Below are 15055 nucleotides of genomic sequence, written 5' to 3' on the forward strand. Positions count from 1 at the left end.
CAGATGGCGAGAAAATAACACTGTACCAGTGCATCCGCATAGACAATACAGCAGTATTTTCTATTAGAAATGTTGTAGCACTGTATTTTTAGTGTTTTTCCGACGATAAATAAGAGCTCCTGCACTGGATAAATAGGTAGGTAGTTCGTACTACTATGACGGGTGCGGACACGTTGTAGTCCATGCAAAATATGTTGTCTTACAAGGAGTTTTTGTGAGAAAGTTTCTAGTTTCTGGTGGTGTCGCTATTGCGGCAGCTGCCGTGTCGTTGTGCTGTGGTGGTGCGGCGGCAAATGCTCAAGAGGTTTCTACCGGGCACGTGTCCGCACAGGTGGTTAACCATGTAAAGGAAGCCACTGCTGGTGTTCTTCGTAATGCTCAGCAACGTGATGTCCAGCAAAAGTCTCCGATGGTTCCTACTGGTGAGGTACTCTCATTCCTGGCTGATTCTCTTAATCTGGCTGGTCGAGATGTGCTGACAGGAAAGGTTGTCCCTGCTGGCAAGAACGATACGGCCGGTAAGGACGGTAAGAATAACGCTGCTGGCCAGGCTGGTCAGAAGGGCTCTGTTGGTCAGAAGAATAATGCTATCCAGAAGAGTATTGCCGATAAGAACAATACTGCTGACCAGAATGAGGCTGCTGTAGCTTTTGTTGCGAAACTAAAGGATCTTCTGGCCCAGGTGAAATCCGGTAATCTTCCTCTTCCTGCTCCGCAGAAGGGGGATGATCCCAGTGCTCAAGGGGGAAATGCTCCTAGCGCTGAGGAGATTATGAATATTGTGAAAGCGTTCGCTCCCCGAGCTATTGCGCTTGCATCAAATTTCATGCATGCGGGGGTAGCCATTGTTGTGGGAACGGTTGCTAGTGGTATAGCTGTTGGCCTGAAAAGTGCTATTGACGGTTTTCTTGTTGGACCGCTAGTGAATGTTCTTCTTGCCCCTGTATTCTCAGCACAAATAACGTCTAAATTGCTGTTCATTCCCCTACTGCCAGTGGTATCTGTGATGGTGGGATGGGCGCTACTTCACTGGCCTGCGTGCGCACTGCTAGTGACGAAGGCACTACTTCTTTCTCCGGTACTTTTTATCCCGACTGTTCTGCTTAGCGGAATTGCGGTCACTGTGTACGTCGTGAAAGTTGTCTTAAGTTTCGTCCTGTTACTGATTCCGGGGCTTCGCGGTATCGGTCTGTTGATAGGTGTGGGCTGCCTATTGAAGGCTGTCTTAACAATTCTTGGTGCTATTAGTGTTGTTGGAATACTTATGCTTCCTCCCTTTGTCCCCGTTGCTATTGTTGGGCTGGACAGTATTCTTGGCTCCATACCGGGCTTCTTTATAGGGTTGTTTATCCCTGTTATTGCCCGTCTTGTTATTGGCGCTCTTAGTGGAATGTTTGTGGGGCTTAAGCTTGGTACTGTCGTAGGCCTTGTAGGCGGTTTCGCTGTGAATGTTTTGGGTGGTTCCGCTGATCTTATGCTGGCCATTATGTATGCATTCTTTGTTAATCCGCTAATGCGTAAGAATTCGCCGCTGAATGATCCGCAGGAGCCGGGTAAGAAGATCGGAAATCTTATTCCTCGCCCCACTGATTACGCGCTTGCAGCGTAAGTGAGATCTCCGGCTGATCCCATACTGGGCTTATCTGTAGGGCTTATCTGCAGGTAAGAACTGGTAAGGGATAGAACCGGTAGAGATAGAAGAGTACTGTACCGTACACGTTCATAAAAGAAGTTAAGGGTGGCGGCTCCGTAATGGAGTCGCCACCCTTAACTATCCTCAACTATGGGGAGTCTGTTTTGCGCCTGGCTAGCTAGTAACTAACGCTGTGCCTATAAGGAATGTGCTTATAGGAATGTTTTGATGGTGAATTCTTTTTGGTTGTCTTCACTCTTTTGGATTAGTTCAACTTCTTCCCTGGTAAGTGGCCCAATGAGGTTAATACCGTTGGCTTTAGTGCCTGCAGCGCAGCGGGCGGTTGCTCCACCGCTTCGGTGTGCGGGAATGGCGAAGGGGCTGTTGGCTGGTTTGTAGGTGGTGCGGCCATTCTGGTCTTTAACGGGGCAGGTGGTGGTGATGATGGCGTAGTAGTGCGTGTTGGTGTTGTTGACGCACTTGGCGGAGGCTTTATTGTCCTTGAGGTTGACGGTGCAGCTGGGGCGTTTGCCGTCTTTCATTTCGTGGCGGATTTGGCTGCCGGTGGGAATGTTTTTGTTTCCCCAGCTCAGTTGGCTGGCGTCTTTGGCGAAGGGGTTACGGTCGCTTAGTGGGCCGAGGGGGCCTTCTGGTGCGGTGTCGGAGTTTGTGTCGGCGTGGGCGATGGTGCCGGCGCTGGCGAGGGCGAGGAGGGCGCTGGCGGCTGCGCTGAGGATTCGTGTCGTGTTCTTCATAGTCCCAGGATACCGTGTCTTAGAATGCTGCCACGTGTAGTGTGGCTAGTGCTGTGTGGTGTGGCAGAGCCGGGTCACTACCGCGAACGGCCCCACGTTTTTCACCAGGAAGCAGTGGTGCTGGAAGAGGCTGGCGGGGAAGGCGACGGTGTAGTCGTGCACGTTGGGCTGGTTGGGGTAGACGTCTTCGCTAAGCAGGAGTGTGTAGGTGTTGCCGTCGCGGTGGAAGACGAAAGCATTGGGGGCTGGGTAGGGGCTGGTGTTGAGTTTGTGGAGGAGGTCGTCTGTGCTGGTGGCGTGCGCCCAGTCCTCGATGAGGTGGTTGCGCTGCTCGTAGAGGCCGAGAGGATTGGCGTAGTGGGGGCTGATGGCTTGGAAGGACCAATAGGGGTAGTAGGCCAGGAGTGGTTCCTCGGTGGTGAGGATGGTGATGTCGTGGGCGGTGGCGGGGTGTCCTAGGCGGGTGGTGGCACCGTCGAGGAGTGCCTGGTTGACCTGCGGGTAGTGGGCGGCGTCGGTGGCGGGTTCGCGGTTGGCGCGGGTGCCGTAGCCGTCGGTGTCGGAGTAGGCCAGGCGAATGTCACTGTCGAGGGTGGCGGGAATGTTTTGGGCTAGGCCTACCCCAAGGAGAACCACAATAACGGTGATGACGGCGTGGACAGTCCGGGCAGTACTCGCGTTATCGCCGCGTTGTTTTATGCGGGTGAGGGTGTAGCGGGTGCCGTCGGCTATGCCGCAGACGCCGGCGAGGGCGAAGGCGAGTATGAGGGGGAGGTTAATGCGGAAGCCGAGGAGGGTGACGCCGCCGGCGACGTCCACCATGGAGATGAGTTCCCAGAGGTACATGGCGATAATGCCGATGCTAAGTGCTTGGGCCATACGGCGTTTGCGGAATGCGGCAACAAGCCAGATAAGGCCGATGAGGGAGAGGAGCCCCACAATGTCGGGTGTGAACATGGGGAGGAGGAGGCTGGCGGAGTCCTCGGGCAGGTAGTGGAGGGCGCTGCCGCTGGTGCTGTGTGTTGTGCCGTGTCCGTCGGCCAGGTAGTGGCCCCAATGGATAAAGGAGAGGGCGAGGGCGCCGGCCCCCATAATGAGGAGCCGCAGTATGGGCTGCCATGCGCTCCGTCGGGTGCGCTGCGCGCTGGACGTGTTGTCCTGTGTACTGGGTACACTGCGCTGCGTGTTGCGCGTACTGTCCTGCTCACTGCGCATATCACGCTGCTTGTCCCGCTGCTGGCGGGCGCGGTGGATGGAGAGAGCTATCGCCATGAGGACGAGGGTGAGGGCGCCGAGGGCGGTAAAGAGGGTATAGGTGCAGGCGCCGAGCCCTAGGAGGATAGCGGCACCGGCGGCGTCAGGCCAGCCGTTGGCGGGTGTGTCGGGTTGCGGGTGGAGGGCGCGCCAGCCGAGGACGAAGACGAGGGGGAGCGTCATGGCGACGATGGCGGCGTAGGGTTCGGCGCTGCCGTAGGCGGTGGTGACCAGTGCTGTCGTTGTGCCGATGAGGATGCCGAGGTCTGGGCGGACGATGGTGCACCAGAGGGTGGTGATGATGCTGGCGGTGAGGGCGAGAGAAATAATGGCCCAGGGTTTGAAGGCTTCCCAGCCGGGCAGGTGGACGAGGTTGGCGTAGCGGCCGCCTAGCCAGAACCAGGCGCTGGGGTAGTAGGGTGACATGCCCTGGTAAGCCATGTCGTGGAGGGTGGTGCTGTCGGTGAGTCGGGTGAGGTATTCGGTGCGGAAGGCTTGGTCTGCGCTAATGCCGTGGAGGTAGAGCTTGGTGGCGGAGAGAGGGAGGCCGAGGGAGACGGTGACCAGCGCGGAAATGGAGAGGGAGGCAAGGAATCCGGGCCCGAAGTGGGTGCGCCACACACTGGTACGGGAGTTTTTGTGCGACTGTTTCTGGGAGTTTGTCAGTTGGTTCAGTTGCTCGAGCTGTGTGCGGTGGCGTTCTGCGTATCGGCGTTCTGCGTGTGCCCAGGCGGCGCAGCCGAGGACGATCAGGCAGAGGATTACTTGGGCGACAGTGGTGAGGCTGCGGATGAAGTGGCTGTTTCCGTAGGCGGGGAAGTGGTTGTGGGTGAGGACCCAGAGGATAAGGAGGGGGAGGAGGAATCCGCCGAGGAGTGCGAGGAGGTTCAGGAGGGTGAGTGTGAGGGTATCGCGTCGGGTGCGTTGTGCTCCGTGTGATGGTCCCATGGTGCTCCTTTGTATCCTTATTGTCGCGCCGGTATCTGTTCTACGACGATGCGAGCTGTCTTTAGGGTACTTGTTTGCTGATATTTTTGTTATTGGTGTACTGTTTACCTAGTGTTCACTATTGGATATCTATGATTATCCGATAACGTTCTCCAAAAGTAAGACAAGTAGACGCATGAGTGTGTCTCACTGTGCCTAAGCAGTACAAAACAGCGCACAGTGTAGTACATTTGCATTTTCCTATCACTGTAATAAGTTTATATTTTTCTCAGGTAAATCCACAGGTTAGGGGTTTCTTAAATATAACGGGGGTAGTTTTGGGGGTACTTGTGTTGCTGTTTATTTTTTCATTACTTTGTAGTAACTATTTCGCACGGCTTACGATTCTTCCGTACTGCTGAATCGTTTATCCTGTGCCACTGAACTCAATCGTGTATTGGGAAGCTTTTAAGAATTTCTTGAGAAGCTATTAAGTGGCGTTCGCAGGATGACTCTCATCTCACTTTTGGAGTTCTAGTGAAGAAGAAGTTCGTGTTGCCTGGTGCGGCTGCTTTTGCCGCAGCTGCGCTGTCACTTTGCCTCGGTGGAGGTGTGGCACATGCACAGGAGACGGCAGATCTTCCTGCTGCACCTGTGCAAACTCATTCACTCCACGCCGCTAACCTTAATCCTCTGAGTGTTCCCCAAGAAGAGGGCGATGGTGAGGGTAGTTCCCCCAACGTCCCCGTTGGAGACATTCTGTCATTCCTCTCTGATTCTATTTACCTCGTTGGCCGCGACGTTCTCGGTAACATTGCTGGTGCCGGTGCAGGTGCCGGTGCCGATGCTGCTGGCGCTGCCGCAGGTGCCGCTGCCGGTGCTGCCGGTGCTGGCTTAAATCCTGCCCTTCTTCTTGGACTAGCAGCTAAGGCTCTGGGCCATGCAGTTGCATCTGGTCAGACTCCTGCTGATGGTAACCAGGCTGGTTCCGCTCCTGCGCCGCAGCTGGTTGGCCCCGATGGTGACATTAACTTCGGAGCTGTTTTCAACGTTTTCCTCGGCCACCTCACCCCCTCCGCCATTATGGGAACTATTGTTGCTGTTCCCGCATTTGCGGATTCCATTGGACTCATGAGCGCCGTTGTTGGCTCCGTCGTTGGTGCTGTTGTCGGTTTTGTGACGTCACCAATAGCGTCCATGGTAGTTAACGGGGTTATATTCTCCCTGTTCCCCACTGGATACGGAATGTGGTGGGGCATTCTCCTGAATATGTGTGCTTTCGGTGTTGGTGTGTTGTGTGACGCTATCGGTATGCTATTCCCCCTCTTCTTCGGTGGTCTCGGAATAGTGATTAACGTCGTTGTAGTAGGCTTGTGCATTCTCCTGTGGCCACTTGCTCTGCTTTGCTTCCCAATGATTATCACCTTTATGACTCTCGTCAATACCTTCCTCATTGGGTTCAGCCTCTTCCTCCTACCGTGGCTCAGCCTTGGTATTGCCTTTAAACTCTTTGGTATCTTCCTCTTCGTTGCCAGTACTCTCATCTACTTCTTTACTGGCTTCGTTTGTGGCGCTGCCGTAGGTGCTCTTCCACACCGTCTCCCCTTCGCTGCCATTGCTGCTACTCCCGCCGGTGCTTTCGTGGGTGGAGTTGCAGGCTTCTTCGGCGGCTTCGCTCTCGGTGCCCTTCTGGGACTCCTCATCGCTATAGCGGTCATCGGTTCCGGTGATCTCTTCCGTACCTCTGCTTCGGGAGAAGTTAGCGCTAAGGATGCTCTGAAGGCTATCCAGTCTGATTACGCACTCGCTGCTTAATTCGGATCACATGGACTCTCCTATGTTTTATCTGGGGAGATAACAAGGAGACACTAATTAAATAGTCGCCAATGGGGCGGTGTCCAGTAAAGAGGACACCGCCCCATTGTGTATCCATGTATCTGTTGCGAGCACTCTTAGTCGCCTTTGTTAGAGATAAGTAGCTTTTTATCTTTATTGTTGTTGAAAATTCGATACGATAAGTTCACTCAGTCAACACCATAAACATGTGCACACACTCCGTATATGTAAGTGCATGTGGTATGCGTATGACGTTCCCTAGGAGATTCCTTGAAGAAAATTATTCTTCCCGCGGCAGCTGCGGTCATAACAGCTGCACTGTCACTCTTTACCCATAGTGGAGTGGCGAATGCGCAAGAATTATCGGATGCTATCCTTTCCCTCCCTGCTTCCACTATCCATGCAGTAAACACTGAGGTAAGTACTGGGGTAAACACCGGGGGAAATATTGGGGTAAGTCCCGAGATAAGCTCCGAGATAAGCGTTCCTCTGATATGAACACCCGCCTGGTGGATAGTGTTATAGACCCGCTGGACGATGATGATAGCACCGTCACTCTCCCCGATCTCCTGGAGCAGTTAAAACCTTTGGCGGCGGCTCCTCTGGCTATTCTTGTGTGCGCGATTCCTGGGAGTATTTTTGGTGCTGGTGCCGGGGCTCTGGCAGGTACTATCCTGGCTGCTGCGGCGGTGGCTTTTGCTGGTGTTTCTTCTGCTGCGCTTGTTGAGTCTCCGTTTATTATTGCTGGCCTTGGTGTTTCCTTACTGCCGTCTATGGTGGCGGGGGTAGCGAGCCATTTTCTTAGGTTGTTGAGTTCTCTTACTACTGCTGTGATGGAGGTAACGTGGCCCTTCTGGTTTCATGGAGGCCTTGCCATGTTTCTCATTGGTATTAGTGGTGAAGCATTAGGCGTTAAAACTATTAAGACTGGTGTGGGGAGCCCTATTTTTACTGCCGGTGTTGTGATGATGGTGCTTGGCCTGCTGCCCGGTATTGCCTTTACTGCGGTGGGTGCTTTTTTCGGACTTGCTCATCTTCTACATCTGTTGTCGATAGTTATCCTGTGTGGTGTTACCGCGCCGCTGGCGACATTGGGGATATTCCCGGCTTTAACATTGGGTGCTTTTAGCGCAGGTAAGGCTGCTGTTTTGGCTCTTCCTACGGGTATTGTTGTAGGTTTTGCGGCGGGCGGTGTGCTTGGCGGTATTACTGCTTCTGTACTGGCTATTCTTACTATCGCCGCTATTGTGATTGCTAAGATTTCTCGGCTTGAAGACGATGCGGCTAAAAGTAATGATGATTACTTTATGGTGCCCAGCAGTTATGCATTGGTTGCATGATAGTTGCACTGCAGTTGCATGATGGTTGCGAGCTGGGTGCATAGTGTGTGTAGCGCGAAATATGTGCTGTAGCAGGGGGAATGTAGCATTTATAGTGTGCGCTAGGTGTCGTGTAAATGCATAGTGGTGGAATTTTTCCTGCATAATATGCAACAAAATCATTACCGTTACGTGGGAGTAAATTCTAAGCATTTTATAATTCTTGTCTTTATTAATTCAGCGTCTGTGCATCATTTGTCACCAAAAATTATTTCTCGGTGGGTGCATTTCAGGGCGTTATCACTTTTGGAGTATTCGTGAGAAAATTTGTGTTGCCTGGTGCAGCCGCTTTTGCCGCAGCTGCGTTGTCACTGTGCCTTGGTGGCGGAATGGCTCACGCACAGGAAAGTGCAGAAGCTGCTCCTGTGCAAGTCCCCTCGCTTCATGTTGTTAATACTCTCGGTGTTTCTCAGGAAACCCCAGAGCCATCTATCCCTGTCAATGAGGTTCTCAATTTCCTCTCAGATTCCATTAATCTAGCGGGATACAATGTTCTTTCCTCCCGGGATCGTATGTCCAACGGCACCAGCATTCGTATTGTTGACGCTCGCAGCGGGAAGGATTCCGACAACGACGATCAAGATTCCAACGCTCCAGTCCACGGTGGCATAGGCCAGGTGTACAACGACATCACTAGCATGGAGCCGGAAGAAGTCGTTGATATGGTCACGTCCTCTCCTGCTTTCGTTCCTGCTGTTGCTGGTCTTGCTCTCGCGGGCGTCGGCGCAACTGCCGCAGCTGGTATTGGTCTTGCGGGCGCTGCTGTCGTTGGCGGTTTGGCTGTTGGTGCTACGACCGCTGCTGTCGTTACCCAGGCAGCGCTTGTCAATGGCCTGGTTATTGCTCACGTTGCTCTTACCCCGGTTCGTGTTTTCAACAACCTAGCGATTGTGAATACTCTTGCTATTGCCCACATCACTAGGCACGTTATTGTGGCTACAGCCCTTCTGACCCCTGTTCTTTCCGTACGATTCCTTGCTCATAAGGTAAATAAGTTTGGTAAGTTGCAGAAGCTTGTTGGCATCGGTCTGCTGATTGGTGGTGCCTATGCTCCTGCCGATGCGGCTGAAAAGACTACCTTGCTTGCTGTTGGCGCTGGCCTCTTCGTTCTTGGTGCTGCAAAGAATCTCCCCCGTGCTCTTCGGAAAGCTCGTCTTACCAGAAAGGTCACCAAGGTAGTCCTGTTCGTTCCAAGCATCATTAATGGAACCGCACTTCTTACCGGCCTGGGTGTTCTGGACCCGAGCTTCCTCACTGCTGTGATTATCCTTCTATTCCCCAAGTCTCATCTTGACCCCAAGGCTGTTACTGCCGAAACGGTTGCTTTGGGCAAGGTACTTGTGAAGGGTCTGAAGGGTGCTAATGCTCTTGTCGCTAAGTACGCACCTGCAGTGCTCGCCTTCCTCAAGGAAATTGCTGCCACTGGTGCTCTTCCCGGACCTGTAGCTGCGTAAGGTGTTTGAGCCTGCATAAGTTGCTTGCATAACTTGCCTGTATAAGTTGTTTCTGTAAGAGAGACAACGAAACAACATAGAAAAGTGGTGCCCCTCCAATCGGAGGGGCACCACTTTATATCTGTACATATCCTAGATGGGCAGTAGCCGGAAGAGCGGGGCGGGAATGTGTTTCAGGCCCATCATGACGAAGCGGAAGAGCGGCGGCGCCCAGATTAGCGTCTTGTGCTTATCCACAGCATCCACCGCCATCTGTGCCACATCCTCCTTGTTGACGGTCAGCGGGGCTTCTTTCACGCCGGCGGACATGCGGGTACGCACCTGCCCGGGGCGAATAACTAGCACGTGCACACCATCCTTGGATAGGGCCTCGCCTAGGTTTCGGTAGAAGCCGTCTAGGCCGGCTTTGGTGGAGCCGTAGACGAAGTTGCTGCGACGGACGCGTTCCCCGGCGACGGAGCTCATGGCGATAATCTGCCCGTGGCCTTGGGCTTTCATGTGTTGGCCCAGGAGCACGCCCACGCTGACGGCGCCCGTGTAGTTAATCTGGGCGGCCTGTACAGCCTTGGCCTGGTTCTGCCATAGTTCTTCGTTGTCGCCCAGTACGCCGAACGCCACGATGGCGATGTCTACATCATTGCCGGCGAAGGCGGCGTCGAGGACGGCCGGGTGTGTGTCGAAGGCGGTGGCGTCGAAGTCTAGGGTGGTTACTTTTTTCGCCCCGGCGGATTCCATCTGGGTGACGGCGTCGGCAAGTGCGGGGTCGCCGGGGAGGGCGGCCAGGACAATTTCAGCGGGGCCGCGGTGGAGGTATTCGGCGCAGATCGCTAGGCCGATCTCGGAGGTGCCGCCGAGGAGCAGGATTTTTTGGGGTACACCTACAGCGTTCAGCATGGGGTTGGTCTCCTTAATGGCTGGCGTCCTGCCAGCCGGGGGAACGGGTCAAAGTGTGAGGGTGACGCAGTGTGGGGGGCGGGGGCAGCGCAGCGGGTGCAGTACACCACCCCGCAGTGGGCTAGTTGAGTTCTAGGCGGCGGGCCATGTCGGACATGAACACACCGTCGGGGTCGATGCGGCGGCGGGTGGCTATCCATTCGTCCATCCGCGGGTACATGCTGTGGAACATTTCGGCGCTGGTGCGGGATTCTTTGGCCAGGTAGAGGCGGCCGCCGAATTCTGCGACGCGGGCGTCCAGGTCGTCTAGGAAGTCTCCCAGGCCGGGTTTGATGGGGAAGTCCACGCATACGTTCCAGCCGGGCATGGGGTAGGAGAGGGGCGCTTGGTTGCCTTCGCCGAACAGTTTGAACACGTTGAGGGCGGAGTAGTGCCCGGATTTTTGAATGTCGTAGATGATTTCTTTGAACGGGTCGACGGCTTCGCGTGGTACCACGAACTGGTATTGCAGGAAGCCGTTGGAGCCGTAGCCGCGGTTCCACTCACCGATGAGGTCGAGGGGCTGGTAGAACTGGGTGAGGTTCTTGATCTTGTTGCGGTAGGTGCCGCCGAGGGCGCTGTAGGTTTTGCCGATGGCGATCATCATGTATTTGTTCATCCACCAGTTGGGGAACACGTCGGGGACGGTGAGCAGCTGGGGGGCGTTGAACTTGAGGGGGTCTTTCGCCAGTTTGGGGGCGTATTCCTGCAGCTGGTCGAGGGTGGCGAGGGAGCCGCGGGAGATGGTGGCCTGCCCGAGTGCGGGTGGGGCGCTGATGGCGTCGAACCAGGCGGAGGAGTAGGTGTAGTTTACTTCGGAGCCGTCGGAGTGGAAGGCGATGGTTTCGTCCAGGGTGTGGGTGACGTCGCCGTCGGCAATGAAGTAGGCGGTTTCGGTGCGCGTCATTTCGATGGTGGCGCGCAGGATAATGCCGGTGAGGCCCATGCCGCCGACGGTGGCCCAGAAGAGACTGCCGTCGGGGTCGTCGGGGGTGCCGGCGGGTTCTAGGTGGAGGACGCGGCCGTCGGCGACGAGTAGTTCCATGCTGCGCACATGGTTGCCGAAGGAGCCTGCGGAGTGGTGGTTTTTGCCGTGGATGTCGGGTCCGATGGCACCGCCGATGGTGACTTGGCGGGTGCCGGGGAGGACGGGGACCCAGAGGCCGTAGGGGAGGGCGGCTTTCATCAGCTGGTCGAGGGTGACGCCGGCGTCTACGTCAACGATGGCGGTGTCGGGGTCGATGCTGTGAATGGTGTTGAGCGGCTCCATGTCGATGACGAGTCCACCGGAGTTGGCGGCGGGGTCGCCGTAGGAGCGGCCGCGGCCGCGGGCGATAACACCGCGTTTCAGGTAGCTGGGTTTCGTCTGGTTGTCATCGGCGACCATACTGACGGCACGGATAATCTCCTCCGGGTCACTGGTGGAGAGTACCTGGGCAGTGGAGGGCTGGGTGCGTCCCCAGCCGGTTAGGGTTTTTGCCTGGGTGTGCAGGTCGTATGGGGGTTGTGACGGAGTGCTCACTGTTGTCCTCCATGAGTTCATAGGTTCGTTTCGAGTCTACTCGCATTGGTGCAGCTGACTGTACAGTGCGCACTGTGACTTGGACCGCTTAGGTGGGGTGTGTGCAGAGTACCTCTCAGGGGGTGGTGTAGCCTGCGCGCTGCAGCTGTGCCGGGGCGCAGCGGTCTGTGCGCTGCCCCCCATGCATAAAACTGGGGTGCCCGTCCGTTGGTGGAGGGCACCCCAGTTTTGTTATGTATTGAGTTGTTTATGTGGTTGTGGTTGTTAGGTGGCTAGCGCGTAGTCGTTTTGGATGGTGTTATTGCGGACGGTAACTGGGGTGTCAACCGAAGTGGTGGTCTGCAATTTTTCTGCCAGTACAGTGGCGGGATTCTTCTTGTTTCCTTGAAGAATAGCGGTAACTACACTGCCTATGATTGTCCCGATGACGGCACCAACTACTGCTCCAACTCCAGCGGAGATAACGAAGGCGGTAACTCCGAGGCCGAATCCAACAATGATGGAGCCGATGGGTGCGGCAATGAAGAGGATCGGGATAATGACGGCGATGATGCTGCCAATGATGGCTCCGGCTACTGTGCCAATGATGATGGCTCCGGTTCCTATAACAACTCCGAGGCCGAATCCAACAAGTGCCCCAGCAGAGGTGGCGGGCGCTATGGAGAGGATCGGACCAACAATCTTGAGGACGCCGATAACAGTGTTCTTGATGTCTTTGGCAAGTTCGGGGCGACCGATCTGTGCGCATATCTGCGGGATGAGAGTCTGCAGAATGTAGGGAATTCCCTTGCTGAAGAGGAGCCCGCTGGCAGTACCGGAGATAGCTCCGATAACAGCCCCGATGATAGCCCCGATGATGGCGCCGGGAATGCCGATGATGGATCCAAGAACTGCACCGATCAGGCTTCCCAGGATGGGGCCAAAGAATCCGAAGATTGTGGCACCTATCAGTCGTTCTACGAGCAGGCTGGTGATGAAGGCGAACGGTACATTCAGCACCAGGTCCAGGACAGCACCGACTGCGGCGAAGACGCCTGCACCGATGAGACCGTTTATTACGCTGAGCCCGATGAAGACAAGGCCTGCTACGGGGAGACCAACAAACATCTCAGTGATGATGAAGGCCAGACCAGCAATCTTCAGTGCGAACACGAGGGCGAGGGGCAGAACAAGCAGTCCCTTACCGAGGCGCGGTGTGAGCAAGAGAGGCAGAAGGAGGAACCAGCAAACAGTGTTGATGGCTACAGCAATATTGAAACCTGCAATACCGAACAGCATGGCACCCATGGGCCCAACGATCCAGCCAGCAATGCGGGCTATCCAGTGAAGTAGACCAACACCGGCAATACCACCGATGAAACCGACAGCTAGGGGAACCAGCAGGCCGATAGCGAAGATGATCTGCGGGGCGATGATTGCGGCAGGCAGGAAAGCCAGCTTCCCTGCTATATGACCAATGATGAAAGCCACGACCAAGCCGAATCCTGCAGCAAGAGCCTTACCGATACCAGCCACCGGGAGGAAGGCGAAGGCTGCTGCGGCGAGGCCGAGGAGTTGGGCGAGGCCGATGTTAGCGGCGAAGACGAGGAGTTTGCCGATGGCTGCTCCGAGGAGGAATCCGGGGATGTGTGCGGTGAGGCCGAGGAGTTGGGCGAGGCCGATGTTAGCGGCGAAGACGAGGAGTTTGCCGATGGCTGCTCCGAGGAGGAATCCGGGGATGCGTGCGGTGAGGCCGAGGAGTTGGGCGAGGCCGATGTTAGCGGCGAAGACGAGGAGTTTGCCGATGGCTGCTCCGGCGAGGAATCCGAGAACACGTCCGATGAGACCGTGTATTACACGGAACAGTACTGCTAGTCCTAGACCATTAAGCAGATTGTTAAAGCCTATTGCTACACCGAGTAGGAAGATGTTGATACCTGTGATGTGGAGGAGACCAATTATGGCCATAATCGCACCAACTTGAACCATGACAAAGCTTGCCATCAGAGATCCAAAGACTCCGATTGCAAAAGGTATAGCAGTAGGTACTAATAGTCCTCCGATGCCGGCGATGGGGGCGGTGAGGAATCCGCCGAGGGCGCCGATCCAGCGTAGTGGGATAGCGAGGCCGTCACCGAGGAGGGCGGTGATGATGCCGGCGATGGGGGCGGTGAGGAATCCGCCGAGGGCGCCGATCCAGCGTAGTGGGATAGCGAGGCCGTCACCGAGGAGGGCGGTGATGATGCCAGCAACGCCAGCCCCAATAGCCCCTATTGTGGCTCCTATTGGCCAGCTGTTGAAGAGTCCGATGAGGGCATTAATGCTGGCAGCAATAAGGCCGGTAATTCCTGCTCCGATGAGTCCTCCGGCGAGGGCTGCTATTCCGTCGTTGAGGAGGGCGATACCTGCGCCAACAGCCTGGCCAACGATGCTTCCTTCAATGAAGTGAATACCGTCAGAAAGCAAGCCTCCCAACACGTTGCCTACTAGGAGTCCTTGGAGTCCTGTTACAGCCGGAATGATGGTGGCGTTTGCGAGGTCGGCGATGTTCTTGACGATGATGAGTATCGGCTTGCCGAGTAGACCACCGAAGATGCCGTTTACTACTAGTCCTGGGATAAAGGACAGTACGCCTGCTATTCCAGCATTTCGTACGCCGGGTAGTGCCCCGGCGACGGCAGATATTCCCCCTTTAGTAAGGGGTAGTGCTAGTTTTCCGACAATGCCGCCTTCAACTGCGTGTGCTAGTGCTAGGGGTACTGCTAGTGGTAGGTCAATAATGGTTTTTGTGACGGTGCCTATAGCTGTGCCAGTAAGGCCGCCACCGATTTTGCCGATGACGATGCCGGCGAGTGAGCCAGTTCCGCCGCCTATGAGCGCTCCGGGTAGGCTGAGGAGTCCTCCGGCAGTACCTCCTGTTAGTGCACCAACAAGAGTGCCTGTGGCTGCGGTGGTAATTTCTCCCAGGATGTCCTCGTTGGAGCCGTCTGTGGTGGTCCCGTCACTCTTTTGTGCAGGGTGGGCGGTGTTGCTGCCGGTGTTGGTTAGGACGTCACGCCCTATGAGGGTGAGTGACTGGGAGAGGAAGTCGAGGATTTCTCCTGCGGGCACCGTTGGGTGGTTTTGTATGTGTTGTTCAATGGTGCCGGCTAGTGCTAGCGGCTCATGGTGGACAACAGTATGCGTTGTGGGCGATGGTGGAGTGGGTACCTCTTGTGCGTTTGCTATCGCGCCACCAGCACTGAGAGATAGTGTGGCTGCGGCGAATCCGAGGGCCACTTTGGTTATTCCTCTCATGGTGTTCTCCTCCGTGAGAAAGCTAGTAATAGGTTTAGTAATAGGTATTGTCAAATAGTTGCCTACTTTTAACGTAGCTCTCTCGA

General features: G+C 55.5%; 10 protein-coding genes. 5 read left to right on the forward strand and 5 right to left on the reverse strand.

Annotated elements, in window-relative coordinates:
* The first annotated feature begins 214 nt into the window (after positions 1–214).
* The gene (locus DI579_RS03775) at positions 215–1609 is read left to right on the forward strand and encodes a hypothetical protein (RefSeq protein WP_303678724.1); all 1395 of its coding nucleotides are present in this window, start codon (positions 215–217) and stop codon (positions 1607–1609) included.
* Positions 1610–1845: 236 nt separating this feature from the next.
* On the opposite strand, the gene DI579_RS03780 is transcribed toward DI579_RS03775, so the two are convergent.
* Positions 1846–2388, reverse strand: a complete 543-nt coding sequence (locus DI579_RS03780; protein ID WP_290598561.1) for a hypothetical protein — start codon at positions 2386–2388, stop codon at positions 1846–1848.
* Positions 2389–2433: 45 nt separating this feature from the next.
* Positions 2434–4590, reverse strand: a complete 2157-nt coding sequence (locus DI579_RS03785; RefSeq protein ID WP_290598559.1) for an arabinofuranosyltransferase — start codon at positions 4588–4590, stop codon at positions 2434–2436.
* A 516-nt stretch (positions 4591–5106) separates the two neighbouring features.
* Here DI579_RS03785 and DI579_RS03790 point away from each other — a divergent pair.
* The 4 genes from DI579_RS03790 (at position 5107) to DI579_RS03805 (ending at position 9238) form a co-directional block, all read left to right on the forward strand.
* Positions 5107–6384, forward strand: coding sequence for a hypothetical protein (locus tag DI579_RS03790; RefSeq protein WP_303678725.1), 1278 nt, complete (start codon positions 5107–5109; stop codon positions 6382–6384).
* A 291-nt stretch (positions 6385–6675) separates the two neighbouring features.
* On the forward strand, positions 6676–6903 hold the full coding sequence (locus tag DI579_RS03795) for a hypothetical protein (protein ID WP_303678726.1): 228 nt from the start codon (positions 6676–6678) through the stop codon (positions 6901–6903).
* Positions 6900–7745, forward strand: a complete 846-nt coding sequence (locus DI579_RS03800) for a hypothetical protein (protein WP_303678727.1) — start codon at positions 6900–6902, stop codon at positions 7743–7745. The genes DI579_RS03795 and DI579_RS03800 overlap by 4 nt, the downstream gene beginning before the upstream one ends.
* A gap of 296 nt (positions 7746–8041) precedes the next feature.
* The gene (locus DI579_RS03805; protein WP_303678728.1) at positions 8042–9238 is read left to right on the forward strand and encodes a hypothetical protein; all 1197 of its coding nucleotides are present in this window, start codon (positions 8042–8044) and stop codon (positions 9236–9238) included.
* A 132-nt stretch (positions 9239–9370) separates the two neighbouring features.
* Here the strand turns inward: DI579_RS03805 and DI579_RS03810 are convergent, their stop codons facing one another.
* The 3 genes from DI579_RS03810 to DI579_RS03820 form a co-directional block, all read right to left on the reverse strand.
* Positions 9371–10132, reverse strand: coding sequence for a decaprenylphospho-beta-D-erythro-pentofuranosid-2-ulose 2-reductase (locus tag DI579_RS03810; RefSeq protein WP_303678729.1), 762 nt, complete (start codon positions 10130–10132; stop codon positions 9371–9373).
* A gap of 121 nt (positions 10133–10253) precedes the next feature.
* A complete protein-coding gene (locus DI579_RS03815; protein WP_303678730.1) occupies positions 10254–11714 on the reverse strand; it encodes an FAD-binding oxidoreductase in 1461 nt (486 codons plus the stop codon).
* Positions 11715–11957: 243 nt separating this feature from the next.
* Positions 11958–14969 (reverse strand): hypothetical protein, encoded by a 3012-nt coding sequence (locus DI579_RS03820; RefSeq protein ID WP_303678731.1) that lies wholly within the window; start codon positions 14967–14969, stop codon positions 11958–11960.
* Between the last annotated feature and the right edge of the window lie 86 nt (positions 14970–15055).

The sequence above is a fragment of the Lawsonella clevelandensis genome (assembly GCF_003241315.1).
GTDB classification, from domain to species: domain Bacteria; phylum Actinomycetota; class Actinomycetes; order Mycobacteriales; family Mycobacteriaceae; genus Lawsonella; species Lawsonella clevelandensis_A.